The organism is Streptomyces platensis, assembly GCF_008704855.1.
GTDB lineage: Bacteria > Actinomycetota > Actinomycetes > Streptomycetales > Streptomycetaceae > Streptomyces > Streptomyces platensis.
Window position 1 is genome coordinate 5,894,371 of the sequence record NZ_CP023691.1, and the last position, 16,263, is coordinate 5,910,633.

Sequence of the window (16,263 nt, forward strand, 5' to 3'; positions counted from 1 at the left end):
GTCGTCGTCATCTTGCTGGTCATGCCGCACCTCCGGCGGAGCGGTTGAAGCCGCCGGACAGCTTCGCCTTGGCGCGCTGGAGCGGAGTGAGCGGGAGCTGCCGGCTGGAGCCGCGGGCGTAGTAGCGCTCCAGGTAGTACTGGCCGATGCTCAGCACCGTCGTCGCGATCAGGTACCAGGCGGCGGCGAGGATCAGCATCTCCACCACGACGCCGGAGTCCCGGCCGACGTTCTGGGCGGCCTGGAGCAGGTCGTAGTACTGGACCGCGATGACCAGCGAGGAGGTCTTCAGCATGTTGATGACCTCGTTGCCGGTCGGCGGCACGATCACCCGCATCGCCTGCGGCACGATGATCCGGCGCAGCGTCTTGGCGTGGCTCATGCCCAGCGCGTGCGCCGCCTCGGTCTGGCCCTCGTCGACGGCGTTGAGGCCGGCCCGGCAGATCTCCGCCATGTACGCCGCCTCGTTGAGGCCGAGGCCCAGCAGCGCGCACAGGAACGGGGTCATGAAGTCCGACCACTCGTCCTTGTAGATCGGCATGATGTCGATGTACTGGAAGACGAGGCCCAGGTTGAACCAGAGGAACAGCTGGACGTAGACCGGGGTGCCGCGGAAGAACCAGACGTAGAACCAGGCGACGGTCGAGGTGACCGGGTTCTTGGACTGGCGCATCACGGCCAGGATGACGCCGCCCACGATGCCGATGATCATCGAGAGCACGGTGATCAGCAGGGTGTTCCGCAGACCCTTGAGGATGTCCGCGTTGAACATGTACTGGGGAATGGCGTCCCAGTTGACGTCCGCGGTGGCGAAGGCCCTGCCGAGCAGAGCGATCAGCCCGATGACGACGATCGCCGCCACCCAGCGTCCGTAATGGCGTACGGGGATGGCTTTGAGGGACTGGGGCGGCGGAGCATCTGCCGGCGGCTGGGCCGACTTGTCGACGTCAACTGACACGGGTGTTGCCTTTCAGCATTCGGCGGGAGGTGCGCGGAGCGGATGGGGCGGCGTTCGGCGGCTCAGCCGCCATTGAGCTGCACCTTCTTGACCGCGGCGTCCTTGACGTCCCACTTGTCCAGGACCTTGGCGTACGAGCCGTTCTTGATCGCGCCTTCCACGGCGGCCTTCAGCGCGTCCCGCAGCTTTTCCTGGCCCTTGGGGATCGCGATGCCGTACGGGGCCGCCTTCAGCGGCGCGCCGCCGACCATCTGGAAGTCCTTGCCGTGGCCGGAGACCTTCACCGCGTACGCCGCGACCGGGTAGTCGCTGGAGACGGCGTCCACGCCGCCGGTACGCAGCCGGGTCTGGGCCTCGGAGTCGTTGTCGAACGCCTCGATGGCGATCGGCTCCGAGTCGTTGGACTCACAGGCCTTCGACTTGTCCTTGGCCAGGTCGTGCGAGACCGTGCCGCGCTGCACCGCGATCTTCTTGCCGCACAGCGTTTCCCAGCCGTCGACGCCGTTGGTCTTGCCCTTGCGGGTGTAGAGCGAGACACCGACGTTGAGGTAGTCGATGAAGTCGACGCCCTTGCCGATCTTCTTGCCGGTGTTGCTGTCGATGCCCTCCTGGCGCTCCTTGGTGTCCGTCATCGCCGACATCGCGATGTCGTAGCGCTTGGACTTCAGACCGCCCATGAGGGTGTCGAAGGTGGCGTTGTTGAAGTTGAGCTTGATGCCCAGCTCCTTGCTCATCGCCGCCGCGAGATCCGGGTCGATGCCCTCGATCCTGCCGTTGGAGCGGAACTCCACCGGCTTGTAGGTGATGTCCGAGCCGACCTGGAGGAAGCCCTTTTCCTGGACGTCCTTGGGCAGCGTCTTGAACAGCGGGGCATTGACGTTGCGGCTCTTCTTCGCCTCACGCTTGGCGATGGCCTCATTCGTCTGGTCGCCGCAGGCGCTGAGCAACAGCAGCGAGGCGGCGACCGCGGTCGCTGCGGCCACGGCTGTGCGAGACCTGCCGGCGGCCGTGCGACGTGTGGTGCTTGCGGTCATGCTGAGCCTCCTGCGGATGGAGAAGCCGACGTGACAAAAGGGCCGGGGCACACCTTCGGGCGTCGCGACCTCGGTTGGTGACGGAATCCTGCCATCCGGACTCCGGTATTCGGACTGTCGTTCAGGTCAAAATCGGATAACGGACGGGGACGCCGAGGTGGCGGCCGGATGCCACACGGGAGCTTTCCCAGCGGTGAACGGCCCGGGACGGGCGGGTCCGCTCCGGGCATCTCGGAATCCGGGACGGTGGAGAGCGCACTCTTCTGAGTTTTTTGCGTATTTCGCCGTTATTGTCGGAGCTCTGAACCCGAGGGTAATGAATCTGACTCGTCGGGGCCCGCGCCCGTCAGGTAGAAAGGTGCGTTACACCCCTCATCCGGGGCTCAGGGCGCGTGTGCGGCGCGCCCGGCGTCCGTACCTCCCCCCGCGCGGCAGGTATCTGCCGAGCAGGGCGCGGACGCGGTGCCCGCCCACCCCTCAACCAGGGAGTGGCCACCCTCAGCAGATTTACGAATAAAAGGGGTAAGACAAGTGGCAGCGGAGATCGTCAATCCTCGCAGCGACAGCAAGAGCGGTACGGACGCGGACGGTGCGCCCGACGACGCCTTCGATCCGGCGTTCGCGCTGCATCGCGGCGGCAAGATGGCCATTCAGGCGACCGTGCCGGTCCGGGACAAGGACGACCTGTCCCTCGCCTACACACCGGGCGTCGCCAAGGTGTGCAGCGCCATCGCCGAGCAGCCCGAGCTGGTGCACGACTACACCTGGAAGTCCCAGGTCGTCGCCGTCGTCACGGACGGCACCGCGGTGCTGGGCCTGGGCGACATCGGCCCGGAGGCCTCCCTCCCCGTGATGGAGGGCAAGGCCATCCTCTTCAAGCAGTTCGGCGGCGTCGACGCGGTGCCGATCGCGCTCGGCACCACCGACACCGACGAGATCATCGAGACCGTCGTCCGGATGGCGCCGTCCTTCGGCGGTGTCAACCTGGAGGACATCTCGGCGCCCCGGTGCTTCGAGATCGAGCGCCGCCTCCAGGAGGCGCTGGACATCCCGGTCTTCCACGACGACCAGCACGGCACCGCCGTGGTCACCCTGGCCGCCCTGCGCAACGCCGCGAAGCTCACGGACCGTTCGCTCGGTGCGCTGCGGGCGGTCATCTCGGGCGCCGGTGCGGCCGGTGTCGCCATCGCCAAGATCCTCATCGAGGCGGGCATCGGAGACGTCGCGGTGTGCGACCGCAAGGGCATCGTCTCCACCGACCGCGCCGACCTCACGGACGTCAAGCGCGAGGTGGCCGGCTTCACGAACAAGGGCGGGCTGACCGGTTCGCTGGAGGACGCGCTGGACGGCGCCGATGTCTTCATCGGGGTCTCCGGCGGCACGGTGCCGGAGGAGGCGGTGGCGAAGATGGCGAAGGACTCGCTGATCTTCGCGATGGCCAACCCGACCCCGGAGATCCACCCGGACATCGCGCACAAGTACGCGGCCGTGGTCGCCACCGGGCGCAGCGACTACCCGAACCAGATCAACAACGTGCTGGCCTTCCCGGGCATCTTCGCCGGAGCCATGCAGGTGCGGGCGTCGCGGATCACCGAGGGCATGAAGCTCGCCGCCGCCGAGGCGCTGGCCGCCGTGGTCGCCGATGAGCTCAGCGCCGACCGGGTCATCCCCTCGCCGTTCGACGAGCGGGTCGCCCCGGCCGTCACCGCCGCCGTCGCGGCCGCCGCCCGCGCCGAGGGCGTGGCACGCCGCTGACCGCCCCCCCCGCGCGGGGCGCACGACGACGGGCCGGGCCCGCACCTCTCAGGGGTGCGGGCCCGGCTCCGTCGTGGTGGCGGTGTGCGGCCGGGCCGACGCGGTGCGTGTCACACCCGTACGCGGTACCGCAGCGCCCGGCCGCGGCCTACGTTGGGATCATGTTTGCTGCCTATGCCGCCCGCATCGACCGTGACCAGCCGCTGAACGGCCTCGAATTGGGGGAGCGCCCGGCCCCCGACGTACGCCCCGGCTGGACGACCGTCAACGTCAAGGCCGCCTCCCTCAACCACCACGACCTGTGGTCGCTGCGCGGGGTGGGCATCACCGACGAGGCGCTGCCGATGATCCTCGGCTGCGACGCCGCCGGTATCGACGAGGACGGCAACGAGGTCGTCCTGCACTCCGTCATCGGGCAGACCGGCCACGGCGTCGGCCCCAGGGAGAAGCCCTCCATCCTCACCGAGCGCTACCAGGGCACGTTCGCGGAGCAGGTCACCGTCCCCTCCTGGAACGTGCTGCCCAAGCCGAAGGAGCTGTCCTTCGCGGAGGCCGCCTGTCTGCCGACCGCCTGGCTGACCGCGTACCGGATGCTGTTCACCAACGGGGGCGTACGGCCCGGGGACAGCGTCCTGGTGCAGGGCGCGGGCGGCGGGGTGGCGACCGCCGCCATCGTGCTGGGTGCCGCGGCCGGGCTGCGGGTCTTCGCCACCAGCCGGGACGAGGCCAAGCGCAAGCGCGCGCTGGAGCTGGGCGCCGAGGCGGTGTTCGCGAGCGGTGAGCGGCTGCCGCAGCGGGTGGACGCGGTGATCGAGACGGTCGGCGCCGCCACCTGGTCGCACTCCGTCAAGTCGCTGCGCCCCGGCGGCACCCTGGTCATCTCGGGCGCCACCAGCGGCTTCACCCCGAAGAGCGGCGAGCTCAACCGGATCTTCTTCCTGGAGCTGAAGATCGTCGGCTCCACGATGGGCAGCAAGGAGGAGCTGGCCTCGCTGCTCAGCTTCTGCGCGGCCAAGGGCATCCGGCCGGTGATCGACTCGACGCTGCCGCTGGACCGGGCGCGCGAGGGGTTCACCAAGATGGCCGAGGGTGAGCTGTTCGGCAAGATCGTGCTGACCGTCTGACGGCCTGACGGGCCCACCACCACTTCACCGGAAGGCTGCGCGACGTGCGGATCCTGCGGGCGGCGGGGCGCCCCGCCATGCCGTGGAGCAACGGCGGCGGGGTGACCCGGGAGGTCGCCGTCCACCCGCCGGGCGCCGGCTGGGACGCCTTCGCCTGGCGGGTCAGCCTGGCGGACGTCACCCGGGACGGTCCGTACTCACCGCTGCCCGGCGTCCGCCGGATCCTCACCGTCGCCGACGGGGCCGGGCTGGAGCTGACGGTGGACGGCACCACCCGGCGCCTGACGGACCGCTGCCACCCGTTCGCCTTCCCCGGCGGCGCGGAGACCGGCTCCCGGCTGCTGGACGGCCCCGTCGTCAACCTCAATGTGATGCTGCGGGAGGGGCGGGCGGCCGCGACGGTGGAGCGGGTGCGGGGGCGCCGCGTGGTGGCGCCGGTCCGGCGGCCCGCCGAGGGCGCCGCCGAGGGCCCGGAGGCCGTACTGATCGTGGCCGTCGAGGGGGACACCCGGCTCCGGACGGCCGGCGAACCCGAGGTGCGGCTGGCGCGGTTCGACGCGGCGCTGCTGACGGGACCGGACGCGGCGCCCGTCGAGATGCGGACGGACGGCACCGCGGCGCTGATCGCCCTGTCCGCCGCCGACCCGGCCCGTCCCGAGGGCTGAGCCCGCCGGTACCGAGGCTGCGCCTTCCGCCCGATATCCCTCAAGTGTGCTTGCTCCGGGCCGAGTTGCGCCCGGTGCGTCAATGATGGTTGACGCCCCCGAGGTGTCAACGTACATTGACATCCATGACCGAAGCAACGGATCTCGCCGAGCGGGCCGGTGACCGGGACCCCCGGGTGGGGCTCCGCGCCGTGGCCGCGCTCCGCCGACTCCTGGAGCAGCTCGAAGCCGTGCAGGTGCGCATCGCCCGCGCGAAGGGCTGGTCGTGGCAGGAGATCGCGGCGGAGCTGGGTGTCAGCAGGCAGGCAGTGCACAAGAAGCACGGGAGGCGCTGATGTTCGAGAAGTTCACGGCCGGGGCGCGTGCGGTGGTGCGTGGCGCGGTGGAGCAGGCGGACCGTACGGGGAGCGGCGCGATCGGCGAACCGGAGCTGCTGCTCGCACTGCTGGAGCGGGCGGATTCCCCGGCCGCCGGGGTGCTCGCCGCGCTCGGTGTCCACGAGCGGCGGGAGTCGGTGGCGGACGCCCTCGCGCAGGTGCGCCGGCGCGGCGGGGTGTCGACGGCCGACGCGGCGGCGCTGGCCGGGATGGGGATCGATATCGACGCGATCGTGACGCGGGTGGAGGAGGCCCACGGGGTGGGCGCGCTGGCCGCCGACGGGACGGCCGGGCGCCGGAAGCGGGTGCGCCGGCCGTTCACCGCGGAGGCCAGGGCCGTACTGGAGCGCGCCCTGCGGATCGCGGTCGGCCGGGGCGAGCGGTCGCTCGGCGATGAGCATCTGCTGCTCGCGCTGACCGCCGGGCCCGGACCGGCCGGGGCGGTGCTCGCCGACCACGGGGTGACGCATGACGCGGTGGTGCGGCTGCTGGACGAGACGCGGGGCCGGCGCGCGAGTTGAGCCGGGCGGGCGGCCCTGTGGTGGAAGGGGCCGCCTCGCACATCGTCCGGCAGGCCGCTACGGCACCCCTGCGGGCCCGCCCCTACAGGTGGCCGACCTTCACCCTCCCGATGCCCAGGGTGCTGTGCCGGGGGAGATAGCCCGCCTCGAAGACCGCGCAGAGGAGCGGGGTGAGCAGCTGCGCCAGCCGTTCGGCGCGGGAGTGGCCCAGCGCCCGCCACGGTCCGGCCGCCAGCCGGTCGGTGGTCCGCTCGATCGCCTCGCGCTCCTTGTGGGCGCGGTCGGTGGCGGTGCCGTCGGGGGCGATCCAGCCGCGGGCGGCGAGGCGGTGCCGGGCATCGCTCCACTCCTGTGCGCTCCAGCCGCGCCCCACGAAGTCGGCGGCCGGCGCGGCACCGATCGCGGCGAACGACACCAGGGCCTCGCACGGATCGAGTTCGCAGGTCAGCAGGGCCGCCAGATGGCCGTCGCCGCGGTGCTCGCGCAGCACGGTCGCGGCCTGCCAGAGCACCAGATGGGGCGCGTCCGGCCAGGGCAGATCGCGGTTGGCGGCGGCCAGCGGGCGGGCGGCGGTACCGGCGTTCTCGGCGGCCTGGCGGGCGAGTCCGGCCGCCTCGGTGAGCTGGGCGGTGGTCAGCCGGCCGTCGACGAGGGCGGTCAGCGCCCGGTCCATCGCCACCAGCCGGGCGTCCAGCACCTTGGCCGGTTCCGCGACGGTCCAGATCCGGGGGAGATACCGGGTGATCATCCGCGGACTAAAGGTGTAGTACGTCGCGGCGACCAGCTCGGGCCCGGCGGCCCCGAGCGGAGCCGTCCGCCAGGCGAAGTAGCTGGGCCAGCGGGAGGCGACCTCATGGCCGAGGCCGGCGGCGACCTGGCGTGCCTCGGGGGCGAAGTACAGGGTGGCGTGCAGTGGCTCCAGCAGGTGCCACATCCGGCGGGCGACCGCAAGGTATTCCGACATCGCTTTCCCTCATGGCCTTCACGATGCGTGCGCAGACGGGAGACGTGGACCGTGGTCCGGAACACGGCCGTCGGCCCCGCGGAACCGGGCAGCTGGGGCTCCCTGGAACCCGGTGCCGGACGAAAAGCCGTGCGAAGTAGTGACTTCCCCGATTACGCCGCGTGAATCCAGACCGCAGATGGCAACTGTGGGTAACAGAAGCCCGGTTGGGGAATTCCGGTTCCGGCCGCCGCGGGTCCGGTGGCTCACCACCCCCTCGTACAACGGAAATTCGGTCGAACCCGGACGGCCGCGCCCGTACGGTGACCCGGTCGCGGTCCACGGGGGCCGGGCCGTACGACGCGAGGAAGTGAGCGGCAGATGTCACAGCACGGATGGGCCGACGAGGGATTCGGGGCGGTCGCGGACGCCTTCGCCCGGAATTTCGCCGAGGGCCGGGAACTCGGCTCCGCCGTGGCCGTGTTCGCCGGCGGGCGCAAGGTCGTCGACCTGTGGGGCGGGACCGCCGACGACCGGACCGGGCGGGCCTGGGACGAGGACACCGTCCTGCCCGTCATGTCCGTCGCCAAGGGCCTGATCAGTGTCTGTGCCCATCTGCTCGCCCAGCAGGGGGCGTTGGACCTGGACGCCCCGGTGGCCGACCACTGGCCGGAGTTCGCCCAGCGGGGCAAGGAGGCGATCACCACCCGGATGGTGCTCGCCAATACCGCCGGAATCCCGCTCGTCGAGAAGCAGTTGACCTTCGAGGAGCTGACCCGGTGGACGCCGGTGATCCGTGCCCTGGAGGAGCAGCCGACGCTGTATGAGCCCGGCACCGCGTTCGAGTACCACGCGCACGCCTTCGGCTTCCTCATCGGCGAGCTGATCCGGCGGCTGACCGGCCGTACGCCCGGCAGGTACTTCCGCGAGGCCATCGGCGACGCGCTGGCGCTGCGGACCTGGATCGGGATGCCGCAGACGGAGGTGCCGCGGCTGGCCCGGCTCGCCGAGGCCGCGGGGCGGGCGCCGTTGCCGAGCGCCGACCTGCTGCCGATGCGGGCCCTGACGATGAACGGCGTGCTGCCCTTCCCCGGTCTCGACGATCCGCACGGCTACAACTCGCCCGCCCTGCTGACCGCCGAATTCCCCGCCGCGGGCGCGGTCTCGTCCGCGCGCGGGCTGGCGGCCCTGTACGCGGCGGTCGCGACCGGTGTGGACGGCGCGCCGCGGCTGCTCGGCGCCGACACCGTGACCGACGCGGTCCGGCAGGTGTCGGGCGGTGCGTCCTGGTCGGGGTTCCCGGACCTCGGTGCCCGCTGGGGCAGCGGCTTCCTCGTCGACTCGCCGTTCCGCCGGCTGCTCGGCACGCGCTCCTTCGGCAACAGCGGGGCGGGCGGCCAATTCGCCTTCGGTGACGACGAGTTCGGCGTCGGCTTCGCCTATACCGCCAACCTGATGGGCGCCGGTGCCGACCCGCGCGTCGACCGGCTCATCGGCGCGGTGCGGACCTGCGTCGGGGCGCCGGAGCCCGTGGCCGGGAGCTGACCGGACGGCCGCGGCGGGGCGGGCGCACCCTGAGGCGCCCGCCCCGCCGCGGGGTGTAACGAGCCGTCGTCCCGGCCCGGCGGGCCCGGCGGCTCAGTCGTCCGGGTCGGTGCGGGACGCGTACTGCTCCGGGTGGCGCAGCAGGGCGCCGATATGGGCGGCGGCCGTCGACAGCCGGCGGCGGGACTCCCTGAGCTGTGCGGCCGTGACCCCGTGATCGCGGGCCGCGTCCCGCAGATCGTCACGGAAGCGGTCCAGCAGGCGGTCGAAGTCGCGGGCGGGGTCGTCGCCGGCCGGTTCCTTCGCCCACTCCGGGGCCGGCGGGGCCTCGGCCGCCGCGTCCTGACCGGGGCCTTCCCCGGCCTGATCGACGCGCTCGACCGTCACCTTCGTCCCGTTGTCCCGGCCGGTCCGCCCGGCCGCGCCCGGCTCGCCGTCGCTCCGCCGGGCGTCGGACGGACCCCCGGTGAAGCGGCCGACCTCGCGGGACACCTCGGACAGCGCCTCGCGCACCGCGCCCGACCAGTCACCCGACCGCACCGCCCCCTGGGCCTGCTCCTGGACGCGCTTGAGGACCCGCTGGACCTCCTCGCGCGCGAACACCTGGGCGTCCCTCGCCTGCTTACGGGCCCGCTGGGCGTCCTGCTTGGCGCGCCGGCTCTCCTCCTTGGCCCGCCGGGCCTGCTCCTTCCATTCCTCCTTGGCGCGGCGGAACTCCTCCTTCGCCTGCTGCCAGGACTCCTTGTCGCCGAACGCGCCGTCGAGGTAGTCGGCGGCGTCCGGGAACGGCCGCCCGCCGGCGCCGTCCCCGGCGTCCGCGGTGCCCTCACCGGTCCGCCCGGCCTTTCCGGAGTCCCGGGCGTCCCTGCGGGCCTGCTGGGCGGCTTCCCGGATCTCGCGGCGCAGATCCCGCGCCGAACCGCTGACGTCCTCCCGGATGTCGGAGGCGAGCGCGGCGACCGACTCCCGGATCTCCAGTTCGAGGTCGGCCAACTCGCCGCCGCGGTCGGCGAGTTCGGCCCGTCCGGCGTCGGTGAGCGAGTAGACCTTGCGGCCGCCCTCGGTCGTGTGGGTCACCAGGCCCTCGGCCGCCATCTTGGCCAGCCGGGGGTAGACCGTGCCGGCGGAAGGGGCGTAGAGGCCCTGGAAGCGCTCCTCCAGGAGGCGGATGATCTCGTAGCCGTGCCGCGGGGCCTCGTCCAGCAGCTTGAGGAGGTAGAGGCGGAGGCGGCCATGGGCGAAGACGGGGGGCATGCTCAGAGCACCTTCTTCTCGGCGGGCGGGTCGGTGGGGGAGTTCCCCTGCGGGCCGGGGGCCGGGCCGTTGCCGGCCGGGCCGCCGCCGGGGCCGTCCGGCCGGTCCTCGTCCTCGAAGGCGGGGCGGCGGAGCAGGGCCAGACCGCCGGAGACGGTGGTGACCTTGAGGGTGCCGGTGCCCGCGCCGAGCGCGCCGGTGATCTTCTTGGCGCCCCACCGGCCGCTGACCCGCAGCGCGTCGAAGGCGTTGGAGACCGTGCCGCTCGCGGTGTTGGCCTCCACCGTGGCGTCGGCCGGGTCGGGCAGCCGGATGGCGACCTCCCCGGAGACCGTGGTCAGGGCGATGTCCGCGCCCTGGGCGGGGTCCAGGTCCATGACCATGTCGCCGCTGACGGAGTCCGCCCGCACCGTCCCGCCCGCCCCGTCGATGACCGTCAGATCCCCCGAGACGGAGTGGAACCGCAGATCGCCGGTGACCGACTGCACCTCGACATTGCCGGAGACGGTGTCGGCCTGCACCCTGCCGGTGAGCCCGACGAGCGTGGCGTCCCCCGAGACCCCGCGGACGTCCGTACGCCCCGAGATGCCCGAGACCACCGCAGCGGCCCCGACCACGCCGACCTCGACGCGGGTGCCGGCCGGCACCGTCACCGAGATCACCGCGCTGCGGTTCCAGCCCTTGCGTTCCAGGAACTTCAGGAAGCCCTGCCAGGGGAGGTCGTCGTAGGCGACCGAGAGGGTGCCCTGGTCGCACGAGACGGTCAGCGGCGGGCCGTGCAGCTCGCTGATCTCCACGCGGGCCGGACTGCCGCCCGAGGTGCCGACGACGTTGACGGTGCCGCCGACCACGCGCACGTTCAGGGCGTCGAGGGGGTCGGAGATCTCCAGCGTGCGTGGCTCGGCCACCTGTATCGGTCGCGACCACTCGCTCCGGGCTGACATTCCTGGCCTCCCCTGGATAGCCACACAACGCAACATATCGCGTCTCTTGGGGACACGATATATCGCGGATCGGCGAAGTCAAGCGCCGGTACCGAGGGGTGATCGCCGCCACCGGATGCAACCGCGCGCCGCGGGCCGGGAGTCCTAGCCGGTGACCACCGATGTGATGGCTTATGTCATGGAGGAGTTGACTGTGCGTAAATCCACGGGGCTGATCTCGGTGCTGGTGCTCGGCGCCGCCCTGAGCGTGCCGGCCACCGCTGCCCAGGCCGCGCCTGCCGCCGCTTCCGTCTCAACGGCCTCGGCCTGCCACGGGCTGATCGTGAAGGGCAACTCGCGGAACAACAAGGCCATTTCGGCCAGCGAGGCCCGCAGCTACAAGAAGGCCGAGAAGTACAACCACTCGGCCCGGGGGAAGCTCGTCAACGCCCTCAACGAGTGCAAGTCTGCGCACGACGCGAGGGTGCTCCGGCGGATCGTCCGCGACGCCGCCACGCTCATCGAGGACGCCGAGCACCTCAACAGGAAGGCGTACGTCGAGCACGACCGGGGGGCAGGCAAGAGGGCCCTGTACAACGAGTACGACGCTCAGCGCAAGCTGCACGACGCGATCAAGCGCTCCTGACCTCCGCATTCTTCGCCACGGTCCGCCGCTCTCCCGAGGGGCGGACCGCCTGCGTGCGGACACCTCCGCCGGAGGGGGCCGGGCAGCATGCGCCGGGCCCGCGCCCCGCCGGCCTACTCGTCCTCGTCCTCGTCGTCCAGGCGGGCCAGCCAGGTGGCCAGCCGCTCCACCGGTACCTCGAAATCCGGATTGAGATCGACGAAGGTACGCAGCTGGTCAGCCACCCACGCCAGGGTGACCTCCTCCTCGCCGCGCCGGTTCTCCAGCTCCTCGATGCCACGGTCAGTGAAATACACGCGCTCTCCACCAGGGGTCATGGGTCATTCCCGGCCAGGATAGGCAGGCTCACGGACCTCTCGCGCCACAGACGTCCGGCGGCTAGCCTGATCACCTGTCAACGGTCCTGCGGCAATTGGGAAATTGCCGCCCACGGGGCGCAGGAGGCCGTGATGCAAGATCGCGCACAGCGCATCGAACTACCCGACGGTACGGAAGTCTGGGCCCGGGTCTCCCGGCTGGACACCCCGGCACCGGACGGGACGGACGACACGGACGGGGAATTCGAGGACGTCGGCGCCTGGGACGCGCTCGGGGCCCGGGTCGAGGGGCTCCGCGAGGTGATCGGCGGGGTCGCCGCCAGCGTCCGGCAGGCCACCGCACGGGTCGCGCCGCACGAGACCAGTGTGACCTTCGGCGTGGAGCTGTCGGCCAAGCCGGGCAAGGCCGTCGCCCTGCTCGCGGACGGCGAGGCGAAGAGCAACCTCTCCGTCACCCTCACCTGGCGGCGCGAGGACCGGGCGCCGGCCGGGGACGCGCCACACGGGCCGCATCCCGCCGACCGCCGGGAGCCGGACGATTCGAGCCGCTGATGTCGACCTCCGAGGGCCGGGCCGCCGGCCGCGGTGACCGCACCCGCTACACACAGCTCCTCGACCACGCCGGACGCACCACCGTCGCCCTGCGCGCCGCACCGGGCGGGGCCGCCGCCCGCCCGTGGGGCAGCGGTGTGCTGATCGCCCCGGGATGGGTGCTGACCTGCGCCCATGTACTCGCGGCGAGCGACGGGCGGCGCCGCGACACGGGCCCGGACGGGGTCTTCGGTGTCACCTTCGACGGCCGGGTGGTGCCCGCCCGGCTCGCCTACGACCTGAGCCGGCCCGATCCGGCCGCCGGGCCCGCCGCCGCCCGCGCCGACCTCGCCCTGGTCCAGCTGCTCGACCCGGAGACCGACCATCCCTGCGCCTGGCTCAGCGATCAGCCGGCCACGCTCCTGGAGGACGCGTACATCTTCCGCGGGCACGACGCGTCGGGCGCGGTGACCGAAGGGGACGACGGCGCGGACACGGGCCGCCGGGGGGAACGCGTCGTACCTGAGGCCGGTGCCGTGGGCGACCCGCAGGAGGGGGGCTGCGAGCCCGAGCCGGGCGGCGGACGCGGCGCCCGGGGGCGCGCCGAGCACACGGCGCCCGCCGGTCCGCGTGCCCCCGCACCCCCCGTCGACCACTTCATCGCGGTCCGCTTCGGCGCCCGCGATGCCCGGGGCCTCCAGTTCGGCAGCGATGTCCGGGTCTCACCGGGGGCCTCCGGCGGACCGCTGCTCGACTGCGACCGCGGTGAGGTGGTCGGCATCGTCAAGGGCCGCCACCAGCAGGACCATGTGGGACTGGCGGTGCCGGTCACGGCGCTGCGCGGGCTGGGCCCTGAACACCTGGTCGCGGGCGCCGAGGGCCTGGGGCCCGACCCGTACCACGCGCTGATGAGCCTGCACGACCGCTGGCACTGGGCCGGTCAGGACCTCGGCCGGACCGACGGGCTCACCTGGTTCGACGCCCAGCACATGATCATGGCGGGTCGCGGCCGCCTGTGGGGCGTCCAGGAGCGGCTCCAGGCCCTGGATCTGCTCGCCCGGCTGCCCGCACCGCGCGATCCGCTGGTCGTGGAGGCCGCGGTCGGCGAGGTGCTGGAGCGCGGCGACCGGCCCGGGGCCTGGCTGCTGCGTACCTGGCGGGACGGGCACGGCGCCCTCTACCAGGGCAGCGACCCGTATACCGAGCTGCGCGCCTTTGTGCACTATCTGCGGATCGTGGCGCAGCTGACCGCCGACGAGGTGCGCGACGCCCCGGGCGACGAGGCCGCCGCGGTCCGCGAACAGGCCGCCAGGCTCGCGGAGTTCGTGCAGGCCAAAGCGGTGGTGCTCCAGCCGCAGGACCGCCGGAGGATAGGACCCGTACGCCGCCGGCCGCGCTCCGTGCTCGTCGAGTTCGAGCCGCTCTTCTACGACGAGGGCGGGCAGGAGCTGTTCAACTGGTCGGTCAGCGAGGGCTACGGCCAGGGCCAGTGGCTGCGGGTGGACGTCCAGGAGTCGGCCGGCGGGGTGCCGTTCGAGCAGGCGCGGGAGCAGGTGCTGCGGCGGCTCGGCGGGCGGCTGCTGCGGGCCGACGGCGACGCCGGGCCGAATGCCCGGGTACGCCTGGAGGTCGCCGTCCCCGAAGGGCGCTGGGACACCGCCGCCGGCCAGTGGGAGGTGGCGGCCTCGACCCGGCGCACCGCCCGGCTGCGGCCGGTGGGCCCCGGCCGCGCGGTGATCCTGCGGGACCAGGGGCGGCGCGAGCAGGTCGACCCGGCCTGGCTGCGCCGCTGGCAGGGCCTGGCCGCCGCCCGGGAGCTCCAGGCCCTGCGCATCCCGCCGCGGCCGGGCGCCGACGCCCGGTCCGGTTCCGCCGAGGCGATCTGGCAGCTGCTGGAGACGGCGGGTGAGGGCGCGCTGCCGGCGCTGTGCCACACCGTCGCCGACGGGTTCGGCCGGGACGCGGTCGGCGTCGCCCTGGACACCGGCTTCCCGGCCGGGCTGTGGCCCGCCCACGGGCACGGCGAGGAGCGGGACTGCGACGCCGGCTGCGAGGAGTTCCACCGCGGGGTGCGGGAGCTGCTCCAGGGGTCGGGCGGGGTGGCCCGGCTCCCCGAACTGGTCCGGCAGCTACGGGCCAAGGCCGCGGAGGCCGCGGAGGAGGGCACGCACTGGGCGCGCGATCTGGTGCTCCTCTACGACGACCCGGAGGACCCGATTCCGCCGCTCTTCACGGACCGCCCCCAGATGTCGCCGCGATGAGGAGTACGGGGCGCCGCCCCCTGGCGCTCCGGGCGCCGTGTACGCCCCGTACGCCTCGCACGCGCCCGGTGGCCGGCCGGGCGGCATCCGCCCCTCCTGCGGCAAGTCACGCCCCGTACCTGGCACTTGAGCGCCCGCGATGCCCGCGCGGGAGACCGGAAACCGCCCCGTGTGCTTCCGTCCGGGTGGGTACTGTCATAGCGTCGTGGAAGACTTGTTCGTGAGGACGCGACTGCGTGATGGTGGGTGGCGGACGCGGGGGGAGGCCGAGCGGATGCCGAGATCTCCGGCGGTCCGCCATGACCCTCACTCCTGACCGAGGCCTGGCCGGCGACGAGGAGTTCCGACGTGAGCGACTGGCTCATCTACCGTGGCGCGGGGGCACCGCACGACGGAATTGAGCATCTTCCGCCGCCGCCCCCCTGGCGCGATTTCGACGGCGGTCCCCTCGTGGCGCCGCCGGCCGCCCTCGACCCCTCCTCCGAGCGCAGGCTCGGCGTGCAGCACCGCGAGGCCAGCCACCACCGCCCCGGCGAGACCGAGCGCGAGCTGGTCAACGCCGCCCTCTATCTGCGCCGCCCGCTGCTGGTGACCGGCGCACCGGGCAGCGGCAAGAGCACCCTGGCCCATTCGGTGGCCTACGAGCTCGGCCTCGGCCGGGTGCTCGGCTGGCCGGTCGTCAGCCGCAGCACGCTCCGTGACGGTCTGTACGACTACGACGCCATCGGCCGCCTCCAGGACCTCCAGATCGCCCGCGCCGCCCCGGCTACCGCGGACGACGCGGCGGCGCCCGGCCCGGACCCCACCGACGAACCCGGCGGCGGTATCGGCCGCTATATCCGCCTCGGCCCGCTGGGCACGGCCCTGCTGCCGGCCGCCCGGCCCCGGGTGCTGCTCGTCGACGAGCTCGACAAGAGCGATATCGATCTGCCCAATGACCTCCTCAATGTGCTGGAGGAGGGGGAGTTCAGGATTCCGGAGCTGGAGCGGCTGGCCGGATCCGCCCCCGAGGTGGAGGTGCTCAGCGACGACGGCACCCGGGTGACGGTGCGCGACGGCCGGGTGCGCTGCCGCGCCTTCCCCTTCATCGTCCTCACCAGCAACGGTGAACGGGACTTCCCGGCGCCGCTGTTGCGCCGCTGCATCCACCTCCACATCCCGGTGCCCGACAAGGAGCGGCTCGCCGCCATGGTGCGGGCGCACTTCGGCGAGGGGGCGGCGGAGCGCTACGAAGCGGTGATCGACCGCTTCCTGGACCGCGAGCCCGGCGATGTCCGCGCCGTCGACCAGCTCTTCAACGCCATCCACCTGACCCAGAGAGCGGGCTGGACGGACGAGGACGAGGAGGAGACGCGGCGGCGTCTGACGGCGGAGCTGATGCGGCCTCTTGACCGGACGAGGTGAGCCCG

The 16,263-nt window shown here is 72.7% G+C and carries 16 protein-coding genes; 10 read left to right on the plus strand and 6 right to left on the minus strand.

What is annotated here, in order from left to right; genetic code table 11:
- Positions 1 to 19: 19 nt before the first annotated feature.
- Positions 20 to 958, minus strand: coding sequence for an amino acid ABC transporter permease (locus CP981_RS26280; protein ID WP_085922870.1), 939 nt, complete (start codon positions 956 to 958; stop codon positions 20 to 22).
- Positions 959 to 1,020: 62 nt separating this feature from the next.
- On the minus strand, positions 1,021 to 1,992 hold the full coding sequence (locus tag CP981_RS26285; protein ID WP_085922871.1) for an ABC transporter substrate-binding protein: 972 nt from the start codon (positions 1,990 to 1,992) through the stop codon (positions 1,021 to 1,023).
- 531 nt (positions 1,993 to 2,523) lie between these two features.
- Between CP981_RS26285 and CP981_RS26290 the strand changes: the two genes are divergently transcribed.
- From CP981_RS26290 to CP981_RS26310, 5 genes are all read left to right on the plus strand, one after another.
- Positions 2,524 to 3,747 carry an NAD(P)-dependent malic enzyme gene (locus tag CP981_RS26290; protein WP_085922872.1) on the plus strand — a complete coding sequence of 408 codons (1,224 nt, stop codon included), beginning with the start codon at positions 2,524 to 2,526 and terminating at the stop codon, positions 3,745 to 3,747.
- Positions 3,748 to 3,908: 161 nt separating this feature from the next.
- The gene (locus CP981_RS26295) at positions 3,909 to 4,871 is read left to right on the plus strand and encodes a zinc-binding dehydrogenase (RefSeq protein WP_085922873.1); all 963 of its coding nucleotides are present in this window, start codon (positions 3,909 to 3,911) and stop codon (positions 4,869 to 4,871) included.
- Positions 4,872 to 4,915: 44 nt separating this feature from the next.
- Positions 4,916 to 5,536: a HutD/Ves family protein gene (locus CP981_RS26300; protein WP_208852981.1), complete on the plus strand. Its 621-nt coding sequence runs from the start codon at positions 4,916 to 4,918 to the stop codon at positions 5,534 to 5,536.
- Between the two features lie 125 nt (positions 5,537 to 5,661).
- Positions 5,662 to 5,871, plus strand: coding sequence for a helix-turn-helix domain-containing protein (locus CP981_RS26305; RefSeq protein ID WP_085922874.1), 210 nt, complete (start codon positions 5,662 to 5,664; stop codon positions 5,869 to 5,871).
- Entirely contained in the window at positions 5,871 to 6,434 is a 564-nt protein-coding gene (locus tag CP981_RS26310; RefSeq protein ID WP_085922875.1) for a Clp protease N-terminal domain-containing protein, read from the plus strand. Before CP981_RS26305 ends, CP981_RS26310 begins: the two co-directional genes overlap by 1 nt.
- A gap of 82 nt (positions 6,435 to 6,516) precedes the next feature.
- Here CP981_RS26310 and CP981_RS26315 read toward each other — a convergent pair whose 3' ends face one another.
- Entirely contained in the window at positions 6,517 to 7,398 is an 882-nt protein-coding gene (locus CP981_RS26315; protein WP_085922876.1) for an SCO6745 family protein, read from the minus strand.
- A gap of 360 nt (positions 7,399 to 7,758) precedes the next feature.
- Between CP981_RS26315 and CP981_RS26320 the strand changes: the two genes are divergently transcribed.
- Positions 7,759 to 8,922 carry a serine hydrolase domain-containing protein gene (locus tag CP981_RS26320; protein WP_085922877.1) on the plus strand — a complete coding sequence of 388 codons (1,164 nt, stop codon included), beginning with the start codon at positions 7,759 to 7,761 and terminating at the stop codon, positions 8,920 to 8,922.
- Between the two features lie 93 nt (positions 8,923 to 9,015).
- Here the strand turns inward: CP981_RS26320 and CP981_RS26325 are convergent, their stop codons facing one another.
- Together CP981_RS26325 and CP981_RS26330 are read right to left on the minus strand one after the other, a co-directional pair.
- Positions 9,016 to 10,176 (minus strand): PadR family transcriptional regulator, encoded by a 1,161-nt coding sequence (locus tag CP981_RS26325; protein WP_085922878.1) that lies wholly within the window; start codon positions 10,174 to 10,176, stop codon positions 9,016 to 9,018.
- Positions 10,177 to 10,178: 2 nt separating this feature from the next.
- Positions 10,179 to 11,120, minus strand: a complete 942-nt coding sequence (locus CP981_RS26330) for a DUF4097 family beta strand repeat-containing protein (RefSeq protein WP_085922879.1) — start codon at positions 11,118 to 11,120, stop codon at positions 10,179 to 10,181.
- Positions 11,121 to 11,271: 151 nt separating this feature from the next.
- Between CP981_RS26330 and CP981_RS26335 the strand changes: the two genes are divergently transcribed.
- Positions 11,272 to 11,745: a hypothetical protein gene (locus CP981_RS26335; RefSeq protein WP_085922880.1), complete on the plus strand. Its 474-nt coding sequence runs from the start codon at positions 11,272 to 11,274 to the stop codon at positions 11,743 to 11,745.
- Positions 11,746 to 11,858: 113 nt separating this feature from the next.
- Here CP981_RS26335 and CP981_RS26340 read toward each other — a convergent pair whose 3' ends face one another.
- Positions 11,859 to 12,041, minus strand: a complete 183-nt coding sequence (locus CP981_RS26340) for a DUF6104 family protein (protein WP_018087464.1) — start codon at positions 12,039 to 12,041, stop codon at positions 11,859 to 11,861.
- 153 nt (positions 12,042 to 12,194) lie between these two features.
- Between CP981_RS26340 and CP981_RS26345 the strand changes: the two genes are divergently transcribed.
- The 3 genes from CP981_RS26345 to CP981_RS26355 all read left to right on the plus strand — a co-directional run bounded on the left by CP981_RS26345 (position 12,195) and on the right by CP981_RS26355 (position 16,258).
- On the plus strand, positions 12,195 to 12,614 hold the full coding sequence (locus tag CP981_RS26345) for a CU044_2847 family protein (RefSeq protein ID WP_085922881.1): 420 nt from the start codon (positions 12,195 to 12,197) through the stop codon (positions 12,612 to 12,614).
- Complete coding sequence (locus CP981_RS26350; protein ID WP_085922882.1) at positions 12,614 to 14,854, plus strand: VMAP-C domain-containing protein; 2,241 nt, start codon at positions 12,614 to 12,616, stop codon at positions 14,852 to 14,854. The genes CP981_RS26345 and CP981_RS26350 overlap by 1 nt, the downstream gene beginning before the upstream one ends.
- Before the next feature lie 348 nt (positions 14,855 to 15,202).
- Positions 15,203 to 16,258 carry an AAA family ATPase gene (locus CP981_RS26355; protein WP_085922883.1) on the plus strand — a complete coding sequence of 352 codons (1,056 nt, stop codon included), beginning with the start codon at positions 15,203 to 15,205 and terminating at the stop codon, positions 16,256 to 16,258.
- Positions 16,259 to 16,263 lie beyond the last annotated feature (5 nt).